Origin of the sequence: uncultured Nocardioides sp. (genome assembly GCF_902805925.1) — a bacterium.
In the GTDB taxonomy this organism is placed as follows: Bacteria; Actinomycetota; Actinomycetes; order Propionibacteriales; family Nocardioidaceae; genus Nocardioides.
Window position 1 is genome coordinate 2,325 of the sequence record NZ_CADCUP010000108.1, and the last position, 20,007, is coordinate 22,331.

The following is a 20,007-nucleotide window of genomic DNA, read 5'->3' on the forward strand; positions in this document are numbered from 1 at the left end:
GGACGAGGACCCGGTGCAACCTCCCGTCGGTCGCGACGATGCCGAGGCGCCCGCTGGCGAGGGGAAACCGGACGTCGTTCTGCAGCAGGGGCAGGAAGGCTCGCACCGAGACGTCGGGCCCGGTGAGTCCGCGGTACTCGCTGTCCGCGGAGACGACATCGACGAGGTCCACCCGGCCCTCCCGGCGGAGCTCCCCTGCGAGGGTGTCGAGGTAGCCGGCGATGACGTTCTGCTCGTGCCAGTACCGGACGTAGCGCACCTGGCTCACGACGCTCGACACCACGACGAGCGCGACCGCGGCCACGACCCAGGACGGGCGGACCCGGAGCAGGAGAAGCGGCTCGTCGCGTCGGGCGCTGCTCCCCGGTGCTCCGGGGAGGTGGAGGAAGGCCAGGGCCAGGCACAGGGCGGCCACGCACGCCCCGTCGGTCAGGTAGCGGTACTCCAGCCCGATGATGGGGCCGTAGACCGGGGCCCTACTGGTCAACAGGAGGCCGACGAGACCGACCAGGTAGCCGGCCAGGAGCACCCAGGCCCGTGTGGTGCGCCGCCTCGTGAGGAGGCCGACCGCCACGATCGACGCGATGGCGACCCAGGTGGCGTGGACCATCACGGCCGGCGGGTCCGCGAAGGCGTTGGGTGGAGCGGTGGACACCCAGTCCCAGGGGCCTCCCACCAACGAGGTCGCGAAGGCGTTGACGACCATGTTCTCGGCGAGCTGGCCCAGGAGGTCCAGCCCGGCGCGCTCCACCGGTTGGGCGGCGTTGGCCCGGTAGTACAGGACGTACGTCACGAGCAGGACCGCAAGCCCGAGCACGGCCGGCCACAGCCCGAGCAGCCAGCGGGCGCGGTCCCGGATGCTCCCGTGGGCGAAGTAGACGACGGCGAGGTAGCCGAGGAGCGGGAGGATCAGCAGCGCCTTGACGTAGAAGAGCAGCCCGAGCAGGACCGCCGAGAGTGTCGCCACGAGCCAGCGGGGCTCCCGCCCCCGGAGGTAGCAGACCCACGCGCCGACCGCGAGGAAGAGCGCCATCTGCATGGGCACCTGGTTCAGGGCGGCGATCCACCACATCGTGGCCGGCAGCGTGGCGCTGGAGAACCAGTAGAGGGCGCACGGGACGAGGACGGCCCAGCGGCGGCCGAAGAGCGTGGTGAACATCCACAGGGCGGCGAGGTTCGCGAGCAGCAGCATCCCGAGCGTGATGGTCGCGGCGAGGGCCCAGTTGAGCTGGCCGGAACCCTCGACCGCCCAGGCGACGAGCCGGCCGCCGACCATGAGGTGACCGTTGAAGGGCTTGAGGAGGTCCGGCACGCCGCCGCCCTGGGAGTCGATCAGCAGCTCGAAGTCGTCGAAGTAGAACCAGCTCGGGTAGAGGGCCCAGGCACGGAACGCGGTGGCCACCAGCACCATCACCAGACCGGCCGCGACGACCGGGTCGGCGAGCCACCGACGGCGGTCCGACGGGGCCGGGGCTGCCTCTTCCACGGGCTGGACTATCCCACACCGGGAACGCCCGTCAGAGGTTGTCGCGCGTCCAGGTGACCGGTGAGTAGCAACGCTGCTACGCTCTCGCGCCGAGGGCACATCCGAGGGGGACACCGTGGGTAGGAAGCTGGGCGCCGTCCTCATCGGACTGGGCGTGCTCCTCATCGTGCTGGGCCTGATGATGAAGTTCTACGCCTACGACCGGCTCGCCGTCGCGCCCCTGAACCAGAAGTCGGTCTCCTACTCCGAGGCCACCGGCGCCACCATCTTCTCCATCGCCGACCAGGCCGAGGTCACCAAGGACCTGCTGACGACGGTCAACGTCGTCGGCGACGTCGAGGCGGGCAAGGCCGCGACCGAGGAGGCCGGTGACCAGGTCAACGTGTGGGAGAAGGTGACCTACACCGACGAGCCGACGTTCGACGTCGACTCCGGCGAGCCGCCGCTCTCGGGCAGCCACCAGCGCATCGCCTTCGACGCCCACACCGGTGTCGCGGTCGAGTGCTGCGACACCTACTTCGCCGGCGGCGCCGACCTGGAGACCAACGAGGAGGACCGCGACTACGACGTGGCCTTCGAGGGCCAGCTGGTGAAGTTCCCGTTCAACACCCAGAAGAGGTCCTACGACTACTTCGACACCACCCTCGGCGAGGGCGTCCCGATGCAGTACCAGGGCGAGGAGTCGCTCGAGGGGCTCAACACCTACATGTTCGAGTCGGTGATCCCTCCCACCGAGTACGCCACGCTCACCGCGCCGGCGAGCATCTTCGGCATCGACGAGGAGGGCGACGTCGACCTGGCGCGTGTGTACTCCAACACGCGCACGCTGTGGATCGAGCCGGAGACGGGCGTCATCATGAGGAGCCGTGAGGACGTCGACACCTTCGCCGAGTACGACGGCGAGCGCGTCGCCACCTTGACCCAGGCGCTCAGCGAGTTCCCCGAGAGCCAGATTCGCAGGAACGTCGAGGACTACAGGTCCAAGTCGGTGCTGCTCAAGGCGGCCCGCACCTGGTTCCCGTGGGTCGGCGGGATCGTCGGCCTGCTCGCACTGCTCGCAGGTCTCCTCCTGACCGCCCGCAGCCGCGACCGGGTCGCGCCCACGCACGCGGCGACGTCGCACCGGTCCGGCGCCACCGTCTGACCCCGGCCACGCGATCGGGCCGGTTCGCCGGCGACGGCGGGGCCGTCCTGCGTGCCGGCGTCAGGGCAGGTCGGCGACGAAGATCGCCGTACCCGGGGTCAGCAGGCCGCGCTCGCGCGACCAGCCGCCCCACACCCGGTCGTGGTCCTCGGGCCACTCGGGCTCCAGCAGCCGCCGCAGCACGAACCCCCGGTCGGCCAGCAGGGAGACCCAGTCGCCCAGCGTGCGGTGGTGCTCGACGTACGACACGCGGCCGGTGGCGTCGTCGACCTCGACGTACGGCGTCCGGTCCCAGTAGGACTGCGACGCGGTGAGCCCCGGCCGGCCCGGGTCGTCGGGGAACATCCAGCGGGTGGGATGGGTGACCGAGAAGGCGTAGCGGCCGCCCGCCCGGAGCACGCGTGCGGTCTCGTCGAGGGCCGGACCGATCTCCGCGACGAACTGGAGGGCGCCGAAGGAGCAGAACACCACGTCGAAGGAGTCGTCGGCGAAGGGCAGCTCGGTGGCCGTGCCGAGCACGGAGGGCACCGCGACGCCGGTCTCCTGGTCGAGCCGGCGGCTGTGCTGCAGCTGGCGGTGGGACAGGTCGAGGCCCACCGCCCGGCCGCCGCGGCTGCGCACCCACCGCGAGCACTGGCCGGCGCCGCTGCCCACCTCCAGCACGTCGCGGCCGACCAGCTCGCCCAGCGCGCCGGCCTCGACCTCGGTGAGCCCCTCCGGGCCCCAGACGAACCCGACGTCGCCGAGGAAGTCGCCGTGGGTGGCCTGGTACTCGTCGGCGTAGCGGTCCCAGTCGGGGCCGTTGGCGCGTCGCGACTCGGTCTCGGTGACGGGACGGCGCTCGACGCGCACGGACTGGGGGAGGTGGTCCTGCACGGGCCCGAGGCTATCGCTGCCGTCGTCGGTGTCGCGTGACAGCATCAGCCCCGTGCTCGACGACCCCCACCTCACCCCGCTCGCGGGCGGCTGGTCGGGGGAGACGTTCCTCGCCGACGCGGCGGGGGAGCGGTCGGTGGTGCGCATCTACGCCCGGCCCGGCGGCCGCGGGGAGCACGCGGCCGAGATCGACTCGGCGCTGCTGCGGCTGGTGCGCGGCCTCGTGCCCGTGCCGGAGGTGCTCGAGGTGCGACGCGCCCAGCCCGCGGCCGACCTGCCCGCCATGCTCGTCACCTCCTACGTCGCCGGTGAGCGGGGCGACCTGGTCGTCCCCGGCCTCGACGGCGAGGGGCTCGGCAGGCTCGGCGGTCACCTCGGCCGGCTCGCCGCGACGCTGGCAGGCATGCCGACGCTGCGGCCGGGCACCTTCCGCGACGGCACGCTGGCCGTCCGCCCCGTCGATGTCGACCTCGGCGAGTGGGTCGAGGGACACCTGGCGCACCTCGCCCACTGGAGCCCCGAGGAGCGCACCGGTCTCCTCGAGGTCGCCGGCACCGCCCAGGACCTGCTCGACACGACCGGGCGCACCTGCCTGGTGCACAGCGACCTCAACCCCAAGAACCTCCTCGTCGACCCCGCCACCCTGACGGTGCGGGCGCTGGTCGACTGGGAGCACGCCCACAGCGGCCACCCGCACACCGACCTGGGCAACCTCCTCCGGTTCGAGCGCCGGCCCTCCTGGGTCGAGGCCGCCGTCGGGGCCTACGTCGACCGCCTGGGCGGCGAGCCCGGACGCACCCTCGACCTCGCGCGGTCGGCCGACGTGTGGGCGCTGGTCGACCTCGCGGCCCGTCGCGGACAGCACCCCGTGGCCGACCGGGCCCACGACCTGCTCCGGGCCGTCGCGGGCGCCCGCGACGTGCACGCCGTCCCCGGCACGCGCTGGTCGCAACCACCTGCCGGGCACGATGGCGGGCATGAGCTACGTCGATGACGTCCGGGGCCGTCTGGGACACGCGCTCTTCCTCCGCGTGGCGGGGCCCGACGGCGTCGAGCACCGCGACCGCATCCACGGCACGCCGGGGCCCCGCTGGTTCGAGCCGGGCAGCCCGATCACCCGCGTGCACGCCGACGCCTCGATGTTCATCGGCGGGCTGCGGGCGCTGCTCCTCCAGACGCTGCACCCGGCCGCGATGCAGGCGGTGGCCGACCACTCCGGCTACCGCGGCGACATGTGGGGTCGGCTCGCCCGCACCAGCACCTTCCTGGCCACCACCACCTTCGGCACCGCCGCCGACGCGCAGCAGGCCGTCGAGGTCGTCAAGGCGATCCACCGGCGCGTCACCGGCGAGATGCCCGACGGGACGCCGTACGCCGCCTCCGACCCGCACCTGCTGCTCTGGGTGCACGTGGCGGAGGTCGAGAGCTTCCTGCTGGCGCACTCGACGTACGGCAGCGAGCCTCTGGACCAGGCCTGCCGCGACGAGTACGTCGCCCAGCAGGGGGAGGTCGCGCGCCGGCTCGGCGTGCCGGACCCGCCGGTCAACGAGGCCCAGCTGAACGAGGCGGTCAAGGCGTTCCGTCCCGAGCTGAGGGGCACGCCGGCGGCGCGCGAGGCCGTCGGCCACGTGCTGTTCAGGCCGCCGCTGCCGCTGCTCGCCCGCCCGCCGTACGCCGCCCTCGCCGCCGCCGCCGTGGGGCTGCTGCCCCCCTGGACCCGGCTCCCGCTGTGGCTGCCCCCGGCCGTGCCCGTGGCGGACCTCCTGGTCTCCCGGGCGCTGGGCACGGTGTCGACCAGCGCCATCCGCTGGGCGCTGCCCTCCGACGTGCCGCAGCCCGCCGCCTGAGCGACCGACCTCGGTTGGACTCGCCCACGGGCGCGCGCGTAGACTCTCACAGCGCCTGAAGGCCGCCGGTGTCCCACATGGGTGGACGCTCGCTCGCTATCCCGCTCCACGGTAGTGAAATCGGCCTGCGTGCCCGACGACTATCTGACCATCCAAGGAATTCCTTCCCTTATGACGAGCACCATCTCCATCCTCCCGGACTACGACGCGCCCCAGGTGGCCGTCAACGACATCGGTTCGGAAGAGGACTTCCTCGCCGCGATCGACGCGACCATCAAGTACTTCAACGACGGCGACATCGTCGAGGGCACCATCGTGAAGGTGGACCGCGACGAGGTGCTCCTCGACATCGGCTACAAGACCGAGGGCGTCATCCCCTCGCGTGAGCTGTCGATCAAGCACGACGTCGACCCGTCCGAGGTCGTCCAGGTCGGCGACAAGGTCGAGGCCCTGGTCCTCCAGAAGGAGGACAAGGAAGGCCGGCTCATCCTGTCCAAGAAGCGCGCCCAGTACGAGCGCGCCTGGGGCACCATCGAGCAGGTCAAGGAGGAGGACGGCGTCGTCGAGGGCACCGTCATCGAGGTCGTCAAGGGCGGCCTGATCCTCGACATCGGCCTGCGCGGCTTCCTGCCCGCCTCGCTGGTGGAGATGCGTCGGGTCCGCGACCTGCAGCCCTACGTCGGACAGACGCTCGAGGCCAAGATCATCGAGCTCGACAAGAACCGCAACAACGTGGTGCTCTCGCGCCGTGCCTGGCTCGAGCAGACCCAGTCCGAGGTCCGCCACGGCTTCCTGACCCAGCTCCAGAAGGGCCAGATCCGCAAGGGCGTCGTGTCCTCGATCGTCAACTTCGGTGCCTTCGTGGACCTCGGTGGCGTCGACGGCCTGGTGCACGTCTCCGAGCTGTCCTGGAAGCACATCGACCACCCCTCCGAGGTCGTCACCGTCGGCGACGAGGTCACCGTGGAGGTGCTCGACGTCGACATGGACCGCGAGCGCGTCTCCCTGTCGCTCAAGGCGACGCAGGAAGACCCGTGGCAGCACTTCGCCCGCACCCACCAGATCGGCCAGATCGTGCCGGGCAAGGTCACCAAGCTGGTGCCCTTCGGCTCCTTCGTCCGCGTCGAGGAGGGCATCGAGGGCCTGGTGCACATCTCCGAGCTGGCCGAGCGCCACGTCGAGATCCCCGAGCAGGTCGTCCAGGTCAACGACGACGTCATGGTCAAGATCATCGACATCGACCTCGAGCGTCGCCGGATCTCGCTGTCGCTGAAGCAGGCCAACGAGACCACCGCCGCCTCCGACGTCGAGGAGTTCGACCCGACGCTCTACGGCATGGCCGCGACCTACGACGACCAGGGCAACTACGTCTACCCCGAGGGCTTCGACCCCGAGACCGGCGAGTGGCTCGAGGGCTACGACGAGCAGCGCGGTGTGTGGGAGGAGCAGTACGCCAAGGCCCACGCCCGCTGGGAGGCGCACGTCAAGCAGCAGGCCGAGGCCAAGGTTGCCGCGGTCGAGGCGAGCGAGGCGACGTCCTACAGCTCCGGCGGCGACGACACCGCGACCGAGGATGGCGGCGCTGCGGAGACCAGCGGCTCGCTGGCCTCCGACGAGGCGCTCCAGGCGCTCCGCGAGAAGCTCACGGGCGGCGCCAGCTGACCCGCTGAACCCTTTGGTCGAACGGCCCGCCGGCACCTGCCGGTGGGCCGTTCGGCACGTCGGGCCCGTGCCGCGAGGAGCCGCCGTGCCCCGTGCTAGCGTCCCGGCGTGCCTGCCGAGAACACGCTTGTGGGGGGCGAGCCCGAGCTCGGCCGGCAGCGCTACACCTTCTCCATCGTGGGGGTGCAGAAGGCGGGGACCTCGACGCTGTCCTCGCTGCTCGACACGCACGTCAACATCGCGCGGGCGCCGCGCAAGGAGCTGCGCTACTTCGACGACGACTCCGTCGACTGGGCGCGCACCGACCACGCGTCGTACGCCGTGCCGCGCCGCCGCCGGGTGCACCGGCACCTCGGGGACGCGAGCCCCCGCTACCTCGTGTGGCCGCACGCGCTGGAGCGGATGCACGCCTACGACCCGGGCATGCGACTGATCGCGATGTTCCGCGACCCGGTGGACCGGGTGTTCTCCCACTGGGTGATGACGAGGTCCCGCGAGGGGGAGTCGGGCCCGGACTGGCCGCAGTTCATCTCCTGGCGGCCCGAGCGGTTCCCGACGGAGATCCCCGACGAGCTGGGCGGGCCGCAGGCGCGCCGGCGGTTCCGGCTTGCGAACGGCGTGGTGCGCGGCTACTACGGCAGCCAGCTGCGCCGGGGGTTCGAGGTCTTCGGCCGCGAGCAGTGGCTGCTCATGGACTTCACCGCGTTCCTCGCCGACCACGAGGGGCACCTGGACGCCGCGACCGACCACCTCGACCTCCCGCGCTTCACCCGGCACCCGCCGCTGAAGCACCTGATGGCCGCCACCGAGGCGGTGACCGGCACGGCACCCACCGGGGAGGACCTGCGGGTGCTGGCGGACGCGCTGGCGGGCGAGGTGGCGGAGTACGCCGCCCTCTCCGGGCTGCCGGTCGACCACTGGACCACCACGCGGCTGCTCGCCGGCACCCTCGACGCCGACGAGCAGGCGCACAGGTACGCCGTCAGGGCCGGTCTCGCGCCGCGGTGAGGAGGTCGCCAGAGACGCGTCCACCTCTGCTCTTCGTCCCAGAGTCGATGTCCTGAGTCACCTCACCATGAGGGACGAGACCAGCCGATACGCTCCGACCGTGCCCGCCGAGAACACCGTCGACCTCCTGATGAGCACCGCGCGCAGCCTGCGCCGGGCGCTCGCGGCGGCGATGGCCGGCTGGGGCGTCACCCCGCACCACGCCCGTTGCGCCGCGGAGGAGTTCCTTGCAGTGCTGCCCGTGAGCGACCGTCGTACGCTCGACCGGATCCTGCGCGCCCTCGTCGAGGAGGAGCACTGATGGGCATCCGGGTGGGGCTGACCGGTGGGGTCGCGTCGGGCAAGAGCACGGTGTCGGCGATCCTGCGGGAGCTCGGGGCGGTGGTCGTCGACGCCGACCTGCTCGCCCGCGAGGTGGTGGCCCCCGGCACCGACGGGCTGGCCGAGGTCGTCTCGGTGTTCGGCCCCGGCGTGCTGGGCGCCGACGGCGCGCTCGACCGGCCGCGCCTGGGGGCGATCGTGTTCGCCGACGAAGCCAGGCGCCGGGACCTGGAGCGGATCGTCCACCCCCGCGTGCGGGCCCGTGGTGCCGAGCTGGAGGCGGCGGCCGGGCCCGAGGCGGTCGTGGTGCACGACATCCCCCTGCTGGTCGAGACCGGGCAGGCCGCGGCCTTCGACGCCGTGGTCGTGGTCGACGTCCCGGTCGAGCTGCAGGTCGAGCGGATGGAGGGCGTGCGCGGCCTGACCGCTGACGACGCGCGTGCCCGGGTCGCGGCCCAGGCCTCGCGCGAGGAGCGCCTCGCCGCGGCGACGCACGTCATCGACAACACCGGCTCACCCGAGGCCCTGCGGGCCCGGGTGATTGAGGTCTTCGAGGCGCTGCGGGGTACCGTCCCGCCGTGCGACTGACCAGCCCACGCCTGTTCCTGGCGGCCTGCGGACTGGCCGTCGCGACCCTGGTGGCCGGCTGCTCGACGCCGTCCGACGACGTCGCGAGCACCCCGGAGCAGACCACGAGCGCGGAGCCCGGCACGCCCTCCGCGGCCGCCGAGCCTGCCGACGACCCCCCCGGCGACGCGAGCACGACGTGGGGCCCGGCGGAGTCGGAGGTCGCCCGGGCGCGGCAGCTGGTGGCCGACTGGTCGCCCGAGCGGCTGGCGGGCCAGGTGATCGTGGGCCGGTACCTCGGCACCGACCCCGCGGAGGCCGCCTCGCTGGTCGAGGACCTCCACCTGGCAGGCCTCTGCGTCACCTCCGCCAACGTCACCGACGAGGCCCAGGTGCGGGCGACGACGCAGGCCGTCAGCGACGCCGTCGCCGCCGACGGCCGCGACTTCCCGGCCGTCGTGGGGGTCGACGAGGAGGGTGGCTCCGTCGCCCACCTGCGCGGCATCGCCACCACGTTCCCCGCCTTCCAGGTCGCCGGCACGGCCGTCGAGCGCGACCGTGCCCAGGGGGGCCGCGCCGGTCGCCGGGCCGTCCGCGCGGCCGCCCGCGCGTCCGGCCTCGAGCTGCGTGAGCTCGGCTTCACGTGGGTCTTCGCCCCGGTCGCCGACGTCACCATCGGCTCGGCGGACCCCACCATCGGCACCCGGTCCGCCGGCACGGATCCCCGGACCGCTGCGACGGCGACGGCGTCGGCCGTCCGCGGCTACGACGCGGCCGGCATCGTCTCCACCGCCAAGCACTTCCCCGGCCACGGCTCCGCCACCGCCGACAGCCACCTGGTGATGCCTCGGCTCACCAAGTCGATGGCGCAGCTGCGCGGCCACGACCTGCTGCCCTTCGAGACCGCGATCCGGGCCGGTGCGCCGGCCATCATGCTGAGCCACCTCGACGTGGAGGCGCTGGCCCCCGGGGTGCCGGCCAGCCTCGCGCCCGAGGTCTACGGCTTCCTCCGCGACGAAATGGGCTTCCAGGGCGTCACCATCACCGACTCCATGGGCATGGGCGCGGTCGCCACCCGCGAGCTGCCCGGCGTGACCGCCCTGCGGGCCGGGGCCGACCTCCTGCTGATGCCGGCCGACACGCGCGGCGCGCACGCCACGGTCACCAGGGCCGTCGCCGACGGCACCATCGCGCGCGAGCGCATCGAGGACGCCGCGGCCACCGTGGTCGCCCTCCAGCTCTGGCAGCAGCGGGTCGCGCAGGAGAGGCCCGTGCCCGACGACGCGGCTCGCCGGGCCGAGCGGGCGTCGGCAGCGCTCAGCGACGCCGCCTACTGAACCGACGCCGGAGGACACGCAGCGGTACGGGTCGTGCAACCTCAGGACCGGTGCGAGCGTCGGCGACGCCGCCTCGGGCCGGTGCCGTGGCCCGGTCGCTCCGACACATGACGAACGGCAGGGACCCGAGGGGCCCCTGCCGTCGGCAGGTCGTGCGTGCGGGCTCAGGCCGCCAGGTCGGGGTCGCCCAGTCGGCGCAGCTTCTGCAGCGCCTCCCGCTCGAGCTGGCGCACCCGCTCGGCGGAGATGCCGTGCTGGGCGCCGATGTCGGCCAGCTTGTGCTGGCGTCCGTCGACCAGGCCGTAGCGGGCCCGGATGATCTCGGCGGCGCGCTCGTCGAGCTGGCCGACCAGCGAGTTCAGCCGCTCGCGGGCCTCGACGTCGAGCACGGTGAGGTCGGGGCCGGGAGAGGTCTCCTGGGCCATCAGGTCACCGAGCGAGGTGTCGCCGTCCTCGTCGATCGGGGTGTCCAGCGAGACGTGCTCGCGGCCCCACGACATCAGGTCGAGCACCCGGTCGAGGTCCATGTCGAGCTCGGCGGCGATCTCGGCCGGGTCGGGGTCCCGGCCGAGCTGGCGCTCGAGGGTGCGGCGCGCGCCACCGACCTGGTTGAGCTCCTCGACGACGTGCACGGGCAGGCGCACGACGCGCGCCTGCTGCGCGATGCCGCGGGTGATGGCCTGGCGCACCCACCACGTGGCGTACGTCGAGAACTTGTAGCCCTTGGTGTAGTCGAACTTCTCGACCGCACGGATCAGGCCCGTGTTGCCCTCCTGGATCAGGTCGAGCATCGGCATCTGCGCCCGGCCGTACTTGCGGGCGATCGAGACGACCAGCCGCAGGTTGGCGCTGATGAAGAGGTCGACGGCCTTGCGGCCCTCCTCGGCGAGCCACTCGAGCTCCTCCTGCGTCGCCGACATCGGCGCACCGCCCCGGCGGCGACCGATCCGGCCCTGCTCGAGGAGCTTCTCGGCGAGGAGGCCGGCCTCGATCGTTTTGGAGAGCTCGACCTCCGTGGCGGCGTCGAGAAGAGGGGTGCGGGCGATCTCGTCGAGGTAGAGTCCGACGCTGTCGCGCCCCTCGATCTCGCGCACGACCTTCGTTGCGGTGCTGGTAGCCATGGTGTCGCCTCCTCGTCGCGGTGAGCGCCAGACGTCGGCCTGCTCACAAGATCTACAACGGCCCAGTACCCCTTACGATTCCCAATATCACCGGAACCGGAGCCTCGCGCCCTCACCTCCATTGACGCCTGAAGAGGCGCCGGAGTTGCCGAGCGGTTGAAATCTCAGGGACTTCTCAGGGGGTGGGGACTACCCTCAGGAACCGCCGCCGGACGAGGGGTCGGCGCGCACGTGGTCAGCGGTCGGCCAGGCCCATCCGGTCCAGCACCCAGGCCAGCGAGAACGCCCGGTCGTGCCAGGCCTGGTAGCGCCCCGACACACCGCCGTGGCCGGCACTCATCTCGGTCTTGAGCAGGAAGTCGCGGCGACCGGTGGCCGTGGCGCGCAGCCGCGCCACCCACTTGGCCGGCTCGACGTAGAGCACGCGGGTGTCGTGCAGGGAGGTCTCGGCGAGGATCGGCGGGTAGTCGAGGGCCGCGACGTTGTCGTACGGCGCGTAGGAGGCCATGTAGTCGTAGACCGCCGGGTCGCCCTCGGGGTTGCCCCACTCGTCGTACTCCGGGACGGTCAGCGGCAGGCTGGCGTCCAGCATGGTCGTCAGCGCATCCACGAACGGCACCTGGGTGAGGATGCCGCCGAACAGCTCGGGCGCCTGGTTGGCGACCGCGCCCATCAGCAGGCCCCCGGCGCTGCCGCCCTCGGCGACGAGGCGGTCGGCGGTGGTCCAACCCGAGTCGAGGAGGTGGCGGGCGCAGGCGACGAAGTCGGAGAAGGTGTTCTGCTTGCGCAGCAGCTTGCCGTCGTCGTACCAGCGGCGTCCCATCTCGCCGCCGCCGCGCACGTGCGCGATGGCGAAGGCGCCGCCGCGGTCGAGCAGCGAGAGCCGGGCGACCGAGAAGTAGGGGTCCACGGACGTCTCGTAGGCGCCGTACCCGTAGAGCAGGAGCGGCAACGGCTCACCGGTGGCCCGGGCGTCCCGGCGGGCCACGACGGAGACGGGCACCTGCTCGCCGTCGTCGGCGGTGGCCCAGAGGCGGTGCTCCTCGTAGTCGGCCGGGTCGTATCCGCCCAGCACGGGAGTACGGCGCAGCAGCCGCAGCTCGCGGGTGCGGACGTCGTAGTCGTGCACCGACGCCGGCGTGGCCATGGTGGTGTAGCCCAGGCGCACCGTGGGCTGGTCGAAGGACGGGTTGCCGCCGGAGCCGATGGTGTAGACCTCGTCGTCGAACTCCACGAGGTAGTCGTCGGCCACGCCCTGCTGGTCCAGCGGCAGGATGCGCAGCTGGGTCAGCCCCTCGCTGCGCTGGTGGACGACCAGGTGGGTGGCGAAGGCGTCGACGTCCTCGAGACGCACGGCCGGGTCGTGGGGGATCAGGGGCGTCCAGTCGTCGACGTCCGTGGGCCGTGCGGGCGTGATCGCCAGCTCGAAGTCGGGTCCGGATCCGTTGTGCAGCACCAGGAAGCGGTCCTGCCCGCCGATGACGGCGGCCTCCAGGCCGTAGTCGAGGCCGTCGCGGCGCGCGGCGAAGAGCCGCAGCTCGCCCTCGGGCTCCGACAGGTCCAGGACGTGCCACTCGGCGGTGGTCTTGGAGCTGCTCGCCACGAACAGGAAGCGGTCGTTGCGGGTGCGCCCGGCCCCCACGGAGAAGCGCGCGTCGCTCTCGTGGAGCACGACCTCGTCGTCGGCCTGCGGCGTGCCCAGCCGGTGGCGCCACACCTTGTCGGCGCGCCACGACTCATCGACGGTGGAGTAGTAGACCGTGCGGTGGTCGGGGGCCCAGGTGACGCCGCCGAGCACCCCGGTCAGCACGTCGTCGAGCAGTGCGCCGGTGGCCAGCACCCGGAAGCGGACGGTGTAGCGCTCGTCGCCGGTGGTGTCGGTGGAGTAGGCGAGGACCTCGCCGTCGAGGCTCAGCGAGGATCCGCCGAGGGAGAAGAAGTCGTGCCCCTCCGCCAGCTCGTTGAGGTCGAGGAGCACCTCCTCGCCGGGCAGCGCGGGCTCGTCGGGGGTGGCGTCCTCGGCAGGCTGCGGGGGAGTCCAGTCGTCCGGGTCGGTGACGGCCACGCGGCAGCTGGCGCCGTACTCACGGCCCTCGAAGGAACGGGAGTAGAACCACCAGCCGCGGTTGCGGCTCGGGACCGACAGGTCGGTCTCCCGCGTGCGCGCCCGGATCTCCTCGAAGATGGACCCGCGCAGGTCGGCGAGGTGGGCGGTGCGGTCGGCGGTCCAGGCGTTCTCGGCCTCGAGGTGGGAGATGACCTCGGGGTCGTCCTTGGCGCGCAGCCACTCGTAGTCGTCGACGCGCGCGCGGCCGTGGATCTCGCGGGTCGTGGGGCGTCGGTCGGCGATCGGGGGCTGCATGCCGCGAGGCTAGCCGGACGGCGCGAGGGTCTCCGAGGCCGCCTCGATCGACGCCGGGGACAGGGTGTGCTCGACCGCCAGCGCGACGGCGCCCAGCACGCCCGCCTCGCTGCCGGCCCTCGACGGGATGATGCGCAGGTGCTCGGTGGCCAGGGGCAGCGAGCGCGTGTAGACGACCTCGCGGATGCCGGCGAGCAGGTGCTCCCCGGCGCGCGCGAGCTGGCCGCCGATCACCACGACGGAGGGGTTGACGAGGTTGACCATGGTGGCGAGCACGTCGCCGAGGTCGCGGCCCGCCTGGCGCACGACCTGGAGGGCGACCGGGTCGCCCTGGCGGACGAGGCCCACGACGTCCTGGCCCGTCCTCGCGGCCACGCCCTGGGCACGCAGCGCGGCGGCGAGCGCCGGCCCGGCCGCGACCGCCTCCAGGCAGCCGTCGTTGCCGCAGCGGCAGGGCGTGCCGTCGGCGCGCGGCACGCGGATGTGGCCGAGGTCGCCGGCGGTGCCCTGGGCGCCGCGCTGGAGCCGCCCCCCGGAGACGATGCCGGCGCCGATGCCGGTGGAGACCTTGATGAGCACCACGTCGTCGACGTCGGGAAGGTGGGCGCTGCGCTCGCCGAGGGTCATGATGTTGACGTCGTTGTCGATCAGGACCGGCACGGCGTAGTGGCGCTGGAGGTGTCCCGCCACGTCGTAGCGGTCCCAGCCCGGCATGATCGGCGGGCTGATCGGCCGGCCGGTGGAGTGCTCGACCGGACCGGGGAGACCGACGCCGACGGCCGACAGCTCGCTGGTGCGCCGGCGGCTGCCGCGCAGCAGCGTCCTCACCGCATCCACCACCCAGCCGAGCACCTCGTCGGGACCCCGGTCGACGGCGAGCCCGGTCGCCACCTCGCCCAGGATCTGACCGGAGAGGTCGGCCAGCACGGCGCGCACGTGGCTGGCGCCGACGTCGACCCCCACGACGACGCGTGCGGCGGGGTTGAGGGCGAAGAGGGAGGGCGGCCGGCCACCGGTGGACGTGCCGCCGCCGTACGGCGCCACCAGGCCCAGCCGCATCAGCGTGTCGACGCGGGCGGCGACGGTGGACCGGGCGAGCCCGGTCGACTCGGCGAGCTGAGCGCGGGTCCACGGCTTCCCGTCCCGGAGGAGCTCGAAGACGTCGCTGGTTCGCACAGCGGCAGTACAGCAGAACGGACTTTCCACGTCTAGTAGCCAACTTTTGCGCGCCTCTCGACAAAAGTGTGTGGTGCGTGCCACAGTGCTGCTGTGACCCCCACGGACAGCGCTCCCACCGACAGCGCTCCCAGCGACAGTGCTCCCGGCGCCGCCGGCACGCCGGTGCTCACCGCCTCCGGCATGACCAAGAGCTTCCTGGGCCACACCGTCCTGGCGGACGTCTCCATCGAGATGTTCCCCGGACGCGTCCACGGCCTGGTCGGCGAGAACGGCGCCGGCAAGTCGACCCTGATGAAGCTGCTCGCCGGCGTGCACCAGCCCGACTCGGGCCGCCTCGTCATCGACGGCGAGGAGCGCACCTTCAGCCACCCCGTCCAGGCCCAGCACGCCGGTGTGTCCACGGTGTTCCAGGAGTTCAACCTCCTGCCCGAGCGCACCGTCGCCGAGAACATCTGGATCGGACGCGAGCCCCGACGCGGCGGCCTCGTCGACACCGGCCGGATGCGCCGCGACACCGCTGAGCTGCTCGAGGGCCTGGGCGTGCAGGCACTGGATCCCGCCACGGTGGTCCGCAGCCTCTCGGTGGCCGAGCAGCAGGTCGTGGAGATCGCCAAGGCGGTCAGCCACGACGCCCGGATCATCTCCATGGACGAGCCGACCGCGGCGCTCGCCGACCACGAGGTCGAGCTGCTCTACTCGATCATCGCGCGCCTGACCGGCCGCGGCGTCGCGATCCTCTACGTCTCCCACCGGCTCAAGGAGATCTTCCGGCTCTGCGACGAGATCACCGTGCTCAAGGACGGCCGGCTCGTCACCCACCAGCCCACCACCGAGCTCGACGAGGCCTCGCTGGTGCGCCACATGGTCGGACGGTCGATCGAGTCCTTCTTCCCCGACCCGCTGCCCGGCACCGAGCCGGGCGAGACCCGGCTGGTGCTCGAGGGCGTCGGCAACGGCTACGTCGACGACGTCACCCTCACGCTGCGCGCCGGCGAGATCGTCGGGCTCGCGGGCCTCCAGGGCTCCGGCCGGACCGAGCTGCTCGAGGGCGTCTTCGGCGTGCAGCCCTTCACCCGCGGCCGGATGGAGCTCGACGGCCGCGACACGCACGTGAGGTCGGCCCGGGCCGCGGTGCGCCAGCGACTGGCCTTCATCACCGAGGACCGGAAGGCCAAGGGGCTCGCCCTCAACCAGTCGATCCTGGACAACGCCCTCGGCGTCGTCCGGGCGGTGTTCCCCGGCACGACCGAGCGCTCCCGCAAGGAGGTGCCCGGCGTGCTGTCGTCGCTGGAGGTGTCCGCCCGCGGCCTGGACCAGGAGGTGCAGTACCTCTCGGGCGGCAACCAGCAGAAGGTCGTGCTCACCCGCTGGCTCTCCATCGCCCCGCGCGTCGTGCTGATGGACGAGCCCACGCGGGGCATCGACGTCGGCGCCAAGCACGCCGTCTACGAGCTGATGCGCCGCCTGGTGGCCGACGGCGTCGCGATCCTGATGGTCTCCAGCGAGCTGCCGGAGGTCATCGGGATGTCCGACCGCATCCTGGTGATGCGCGACGGGCGCCTGGCCGGCGAGCTGCCGCCGGGCTCGACCGAGGAGCAGGTGCTCGCGCTGGCCACCGGCGCGGAGCTCACGGAGGACGTCGCATGAAGACCCTGACCCGGAGCCACCGGAGCGGCACCGACGCTGCGTCCCAGGGGAGCAGCATCGGGGGCCGGCCACCGCGCAGCCGCGCGCCGATGACCACCACGGGCATCATCTACGTCGTCCTCGCGCTGGTGGTCGTGGTCGGCGCCGTCCTGACCGCCACCCAGGGGCGCAACTTCTTCAGCGTCACCAACATCTCCGCGATCCTGACCGCGCTCAGCGTCCTCGGCTTCATCTCGATCGGACAGACGCTGGTGATCCTCGCGGGCAGCCTGGACCTCTCGGTGCCGTACGTCGTGAGCCTCTCCAGCCTCGTCGGCGGGGGAGTGATGGCCGGGCGCTCGGAGAACATCGTCCAGGGCGTCGCTCTGGCCCTGCTCGTCTCGGCCGGCATCGGGCTGGTGATCGGCCTGCTCGTGACGGTGCTCGACGTCCACGGCTTCGTCGCCACGCTCGGCATCGGCCTGGTGGTCAGCGGCTACCTCGCCGTCAACTACCAGGGCAGCAGCGGCTCGGCGCCCCGCGACTTCCGGCTGATCGGCATCACCCGCATCGGCATCCTGCCGATCTCCACGCTGATCATGCTGGTGATCGCCGCGCTGGTGATCGTCCTGCTGCGCCGCACCCGCCTCGGGCACCACCTGTACGCCGTGGGCGGCAACCGCGAGGTCGCCCGCATGTCGGGCATCCGCACCGCCACGCCGGTGATCGTCGCCCACGTGCTCTGCTCCACCCTGGCCGGCATGGCGGGCCTGCTGCTGCTGGCCCGGCTGAGTGTCGGCAGCCCCACGATCGGCAGCCAGGGTCGCTACGACCTGCTCTCCATCGCGGCGGTCGTGCTCGGCGGCAGCCTGCTCGCCGGCGGCAAGGGCAGCATCCTGGGCACCCTCGGCGGCGTCGCGATCTTCGCCGTCCTCGACAGCACCATGGACGTCATGTCCGTCAACGCCTTCATCCAGGACGTCATCCGCGGCCTGGTGATCGTGCTGGCGGTGGCCGTCTACGCCCGCCGGAGCATGGCCCGCAGGCCGGCCCGGTTCGACCGACCGACGGGCGTCAAGGCCGTCCTGAAGGAGGCACAGTGAGCACCGTGATCCCCGGGGTCGCAGGGGCCCCCGAGCAGCGGCGCGCGATCCCCGCGCACGAGGGCGGCGCCGGCCAGCGGTTGCTGCGCACCGCGGCCACGCCCGGTGGCGGGGTGTTCGTGCTGGTCGCGATCCTGCTGGCCGCGATCATCTGGCAGAACCCCTCCTTCGGCGAGCCCGGGTCGCTGATCCGCTTCATGGGCCGCACCGCGCCGATCGCCATCGCGGCCATGGGCCAGTACTTCGTCATCGTCGCCGGCGAGTTCGACCTGTCCATGGGCGCCCTGGTCACCACGCAGGTCGTGATGGCGGGCAGCCTCATCGGGCAGGACGAGGGCCGGATCCTGCCGGTCATGCTGCTCATGCTGGTCGTCGGCGTGCTGGTCGGCGTGCTCAACGGCCTCGGCACGACGCTGCTGCGGGTGCCCAGCTTCATCGTCACCCTGGGCATGATGCTGGCGCTGAGCGGCCTGGTCTTCTACCTCACCGGCGGCGCGGCCAGCGGCAACCCGGTCGACTCGTTCCGCCAGATCGGCCGTGGCGGCATCGAGGATGTCCCCGTCCTGGACGTCATCCCCTACCCCTTCATCATCCTGGTGGTGCTCGCCGTCGGCGCGACCGTCCTGATGCGCCGCCCCTTCGGCCGCACGCTCATCGCGGTCGGGGACAACCCCGACGCCGCCGAGCTCGCCGGCTCGCCCGTGTGGTGGGTCAAGGTCCGGGCGTTCGTGCTGTCGTCGCTGGCGGCCACCGTCGCCGGGATCATCCTGGTCGGCTACGCCGGCGTGCACCCCTCCGTGGGCCGGGGCTATGAGTTCACCGCCATCACCGCCGTCGTCCTCGGCGGCGTGGTCCTCGGCGGCGGGCGCGGGTGGGTCCTCTCGGCCGCCGCCGGCGCCTTCGCCCTGGAGCTGCTGTTCACGCTCCTCAACTTCATCGGTGTCGAGTCGACGTGGCGCGACACCGTGCAGGGCCTCATCATCATCGCCGCCGTGGCCCTGGCGTCTCGGGCATGGCGGAGGGGCCGCCGGCCCAGCCGGCCGACCCCCGAAGCAACCGCACCACACCACCCTGCCTCCGGGCACTGAACACAGGAGAAGAAGTCCATGCGCATCACCTCACGATGGGCACCGCTGGCAGCCGGGGCAGCCCTCGCGCTCACCCTCAGTGCCTGCAGCACCTCGACCGACGAGACGGCCGAGGAATCCCCGGACGCTGCCGCGAGCCAGGACGGCGGCGTGGAGGAGGCGAACACCGACTCCGCCGAGTGGTTCGTCCAGGCCGACTTCGACGAGCAGGACCAGCAGCGCGGCGCGACGTTCGAGGGCGACGAGGCCCAGCCGTACCTGCAGTACCTCGACGGCGAGATGACCGACACCTCGCAGTTCAAGTCGACGGGGGCCAAGAAGGCGTGCTTCGCCAACGCCTCCATCAGCAACCCGTGGCGGCAGACCGGCTGGATCACCATGAACCAGCAGCTCGAGGCGCTCCAGGAGTCCGGCGTGATCTCCGAGATGGAGACCCGCGACGCCCAGGACGACGACAACACCCAGATCGGCGACATCGACTACCTCATCACCGAGGGCAACTGCGACGCGTTCATCATCTCGCCCAACTCCACGGCCGCGATGACGCCGGCCGTCGAGCGCGCCTGTGAGACCGGCAAGCCGGTCGTGGTGTTCGACCGCGGCGTCGAGACCGACTGCGCCACGACGTTCATCCACCCCATCGGTGGCTACGCCTGGGGCATCGACACCGCCAGCTTCCTCTCCGAGAACCTCGAGGAGGGCGACAAGGTCGTCGCGCTGCGCATCCTGCCCGGCGTCGACGTGCTGGAGACCCGCTGGGCGGCGGCCGAGAAGATCTTCGAGGAGAACGGCATCGAGGCGACCGACTACTTCACCGGCGCCGACCCGACCGAGATCAAGAAGATCATCTCCGACGAGCTCGCCCAGGGCGACGTCCAGGGCGTGTGGATGGACGCCGGTGACGGTGCGGTCGCGGCCATCGAGGCGTTCGAGGACGCCGGCAAGGACTACCCGGTCATGACCGGCGAGGACGAGATGAGCTTCCTGCGCAAGTGGGAGGAGACCGGCCTGACCGGCATGGCGCCCGTCTACTCCAACTTCCAGTGGCGCACCCCGCTCCTGGCGCTGGAGAAGATCTTCGCGGGCGAGGAGGTCCCCAAGGAGTGGGTGCTCCCGCAGACCCCGATCCTGGAGGACGAGCGGTCGCAGTTCCTCGAGGCGAACGACGGCATGCCCGACGGGCACTACGCCAAGTTCGGTGGCGAGGACCTGACCGGCTACCCGGAGGTCTGGCAGGAGCGCCAGATCCCCTGACAGCACTCGTCCCGACGAAAGGCGAT

17 protein-coding genes are annotated in these 20,007 nt (G+C 72.3%); 12 read left to right on the plus strand and 5 right to left on the minus strand.

What is annotated here, in order from left to right; translation table 11 throughout:
• Positions 1 to 1,486: hypothetical protein (locus tag QZX64_RS07525; protein WP_295658056.1), on the minus strand; the 1,486-nt coding region annotated here is incomplete at its 3' end.
• 115 nt (positions 1,487 to 1,601) lie between these two features.
• On the opposite strand from QZX64_RS07525, the gene QZX64_RS07530 reads away from it, so the two are divergent.
• Complete coding sequence (locus QZX64_RS07530) at positions 1,602 to 2,630, plus strand: DUF3068 domain-containing protein (RefSeq protein ID WP_295658058.1); 1,029 nt, start codon at positions 1,602 to 1,604, stop codon at positions 2,628 to 2,630.
• A 60-nt stretch (positions 2,631 to 2,690) separates the two neighbouring features.
• On the opposite strand, the gene QZX64_RS07535 is transcribed toward QZX64_RS07530, so the two are convergent.
• Positions 2,691 to 3,506, minus strand: coding sequence for a class I SAM-dependent methyltransferase (locus tag QZX64_RS07535; RefSeq protein ID WP_295658059.1), 816 nt, complete (start codon positions 3,504 to 3,506; stop codon positions 2,691 to 2,693).
• Between the two features lie 52 nt (positions 3,507 to 3,558).
• Here QZX64_RS07535 and QZX64_RS07540 point away from each other — a divergent pair, with 52 nt between their 5' ends.
• From QZX64_RS07540 to QZX64_RS07570, 7 genes are all read left to right on the plus strand, one after another.
• Positions 3,559 to 4,500: a phosphotransferase family protein gene (locus QZX64_RS07540; RefSeq protein ID WP_295658060.1), complete on the plus strand. Its 942-nt coding sequence runs from the start codon at positions 3,559 to 3,561 to the stop codon at positions 4,498 to 4,500.
• A complete protein-coding gene (locus QZX64_RS07545; protein ID WP_295658062.1) occupies positions 4,484 to 5,353 on the plus strand; it encodes an oxygenase MpaB family protein in 870 nt (289 codons plus the stop codon). The genes QZX64_RS07540 and QZX64_RS07545 overlap by 17 nt, the downstream gene beginning before the upstream one ends.
• A 171-nt stretch (positions 5,354 to 5,524) precedes the next feature.
• Entirely contained in the window at positions 5,525 to 7,015 is a 1,491-nt protein-coding gene (gene rpsA, locus QZX64_RS07550; protein WP_295658064.1) for a 30S ribosomal protein S1, read from the plus strand.
• A gap of 108 nt (positions 7,016 to 7,123) precedes the next feature.
• Complete coding sequence (locus QZX64_RS07555; protein ID WP_295658066.1) at positions 7,124 to 8,023, plus strand: sulfotransferase domain-containing protein; 900 nt, start codon at positions 7,124 to 7,126, stop codon at positions 8,021 to 8,023.
• Between the two features lie 100 nt (positions 8,024 to 8,123).
• Positions 8,124 to 8,324 carry a hypothetical protein gene (locus QZX64_RS07560; protein ID WP_295658068.1) on the plus strand — a complete coding sequence of 67 codons (201 nt, stop codon included), beginning with the start codon at positions 8,124 to 8,126 and terminating at the stop codon, positions 8,322 to 8,324.
• Entirely contained in the window at positions 8,324 to 8,932 is a 609-nt protein-coding gene (coaE, locus tag QZX64_RS07565) for a dephospho-CoA kinase (protein WP_295658070.1), read from the plus strand. Before QZX64_RS07560 ends, coaE begins: the two co-directional genes overlap by 1 nt.
• On the plus strand, positions 8,923 to 10,248 hold the full coding sequence (locus QZX64_RS07570; protein ID WP_295658072.1) for a glycoside hydrolase family 3 N-terminal domain-containing protein: 1,326 nt from the start codon (positions 8,923 to 8,925) through the stop codon (positions 10,246 to 10,248). The genes coaE and QZX64_RS07570 overlap by 10 nt, the downstream gene beginning before the upstream one ends.
• 164 nt (positions 10,249 to 10,412) lie before the next feature.
• Here QZX64_RS07570 and QZX64_RS07575 read toward each other — a convergent pair whose 3' ends face one another.
• The 3 genes from QZX64_RS07575 to QZX64_RS07585 all read right to left on the minus strand — a co-directional run bounded on the left by QZX64_RS07575 (position 10,413) and on the right by QZX64_RS07585 (position 14,907).
• The gene (locus QZX64_RS07575; RefSeq protein WP_295658074.1) at positions 10,413 to 11,369 is read right to left on the minus strand and encodes an RNA polymerase sigma factor RpoD/SigA; all 957 of its coding nucleotides are present in this window, start codon (positions 11,367 to 11,369) and stop codon (positions 10,413 to 10,415) included.
• A gap of 235 nt (positions 11,370 to 11,604) precedes the next feature.
• The gene (locus QZX64_RS07580; RefSeq protein ID WP_295658076.1) at positions 11,605 to 13,731 is read right to left on the minus strand and encodes a S9 family peptidase; all 2,127 of its coding nucleotides are present in this window, start codon (positions 13,729 to 13,731) and stop codon (positions 11,605 to 11,607) included.
• 9 nt (positions 13,732 to 13,740) lie between these two features.
• On the minus strand, positions 13,741 to 14,907 hold the full coding sequence (locus QZX64_RS07585; RefSeq protein WP_295658078.1) for an ROK family protein: 1,167 nt from the start codon (positions 14,905 to 14,907) through the stop codon (positions 13,741 to 13,743).
• Positions 14,908 to 15,000: 93 nt separating this feature from the next.
• On the opposite strand from QZX64_RS07585, the gene QZX64_RS07590 reads away from it, so the two are divergent.
• From QZX64_RS07590 to QZX64_RS07605, 4 genes are read left to right on the plus strand one after another with little or no spacing between them, the layout of a single operon-like run.
• The gene (locus QZX64_RS07590) at positions 15,001 to 16,557 is read left to right on the plus strand and encodes a sugar ABC transporter ATP-binding protein (protein WP_295658080.1); all 1,557 of its coding nucleotides are present in this window, start codon (positions 15,001 to 15,003) and stop codon (positions 16,555 to 16,557) included.
• Positions 16,554 to 17,639, plus strand: a complete 1,086-nt coding sequence (locus QZX64_RS07595) for an ABC transporter permease (RefSeq protein ID WP_295658082.1) — start codon at positions 16,554 to 16,556, stop codon at positions 17,637 to 17,639. Before QZX64_RS07590 ends, QZX64_RS07595 begins: the two co-directional genes overlap by 4 nt.
• Complete coding sequence (locus QZX64_RS07600) at positions 17,636 to 18,727, plus strand: ABC transporter permease (RefSeq protein ID WP_295658084.1); 1,092 nt, start codon at positions 17,636 to 17,638, stop codon at positions 18,725 to 18,727. The genes QZX64_RS07595 and QZX64_RS07600 overlap by 4 nt, the downstream gene beginning before the upstream one ends.
• Positions 18,728 to 18,745: 18 nt before the next feature.
• Positions 18,746 to 19,981 (plus strand): substrate-binding domain-containing protein, encoded by a 1,236-nt coding sequence (locus tag QZX64_RS07605; RefSeq protein ID WP_295658086.1) that lies wholly within the window; start codon positions 18,746 to 18,748, stop codon positions 19,979 to 19,981.
• Positions 19,982 to 20,007 lie beyond the last annotated feature (26 nt).

Coding starts and splice junctions, on each gene's coding strand:
- QZX64_RS07545 (WP_295658062.1), top strand. CDS start 4,484: ATGAGCTACGTCGATGACGTCCGGGGCCGTCTGGGACACGCGCTCTTC.
- rpsA (WP_295658064.1), top strand. CDS start 5,525: ATGACGAGCACCATCTCCATCCTCCCGGACTACGACGCGCCCCAGGTG.
- coaE (WP_295658070.1), top strand. CDS start 8,324: ATGGGCATCCGGGTGGGGCTGACCGGTGGGGTCGCGTCGGGCAAGAGC.
- QZX64_RS07575 (WP_295658074.1), bottom strand. CDS start 11,369: ATGGCTACCAGCACCGCAACGAAGGTCGTGCGCGAGATCGAGGGGCGC.
- QZX64_RS07580 (WP_295658076.1), bottom strand. CDS start 13,731: ATGCAGCCCCCGATCGCCGACCGACGCCCCACGACCCGCGAGATCCAC.
- QZX64_RS07595 (WP_295658082.1), top strand. CDS start 16,554: ATGAAGACCCTGACCCGGAGCCACCGGAGCGGCACCGACGCTGCGTCC.
- QZX64_RS07605 (WP_295658086.1), top strand. CDS start 18,746: ATGCGCATCACCTCACGATGGGCACCGCTGGCAGCCGGGGCAGCCCTC.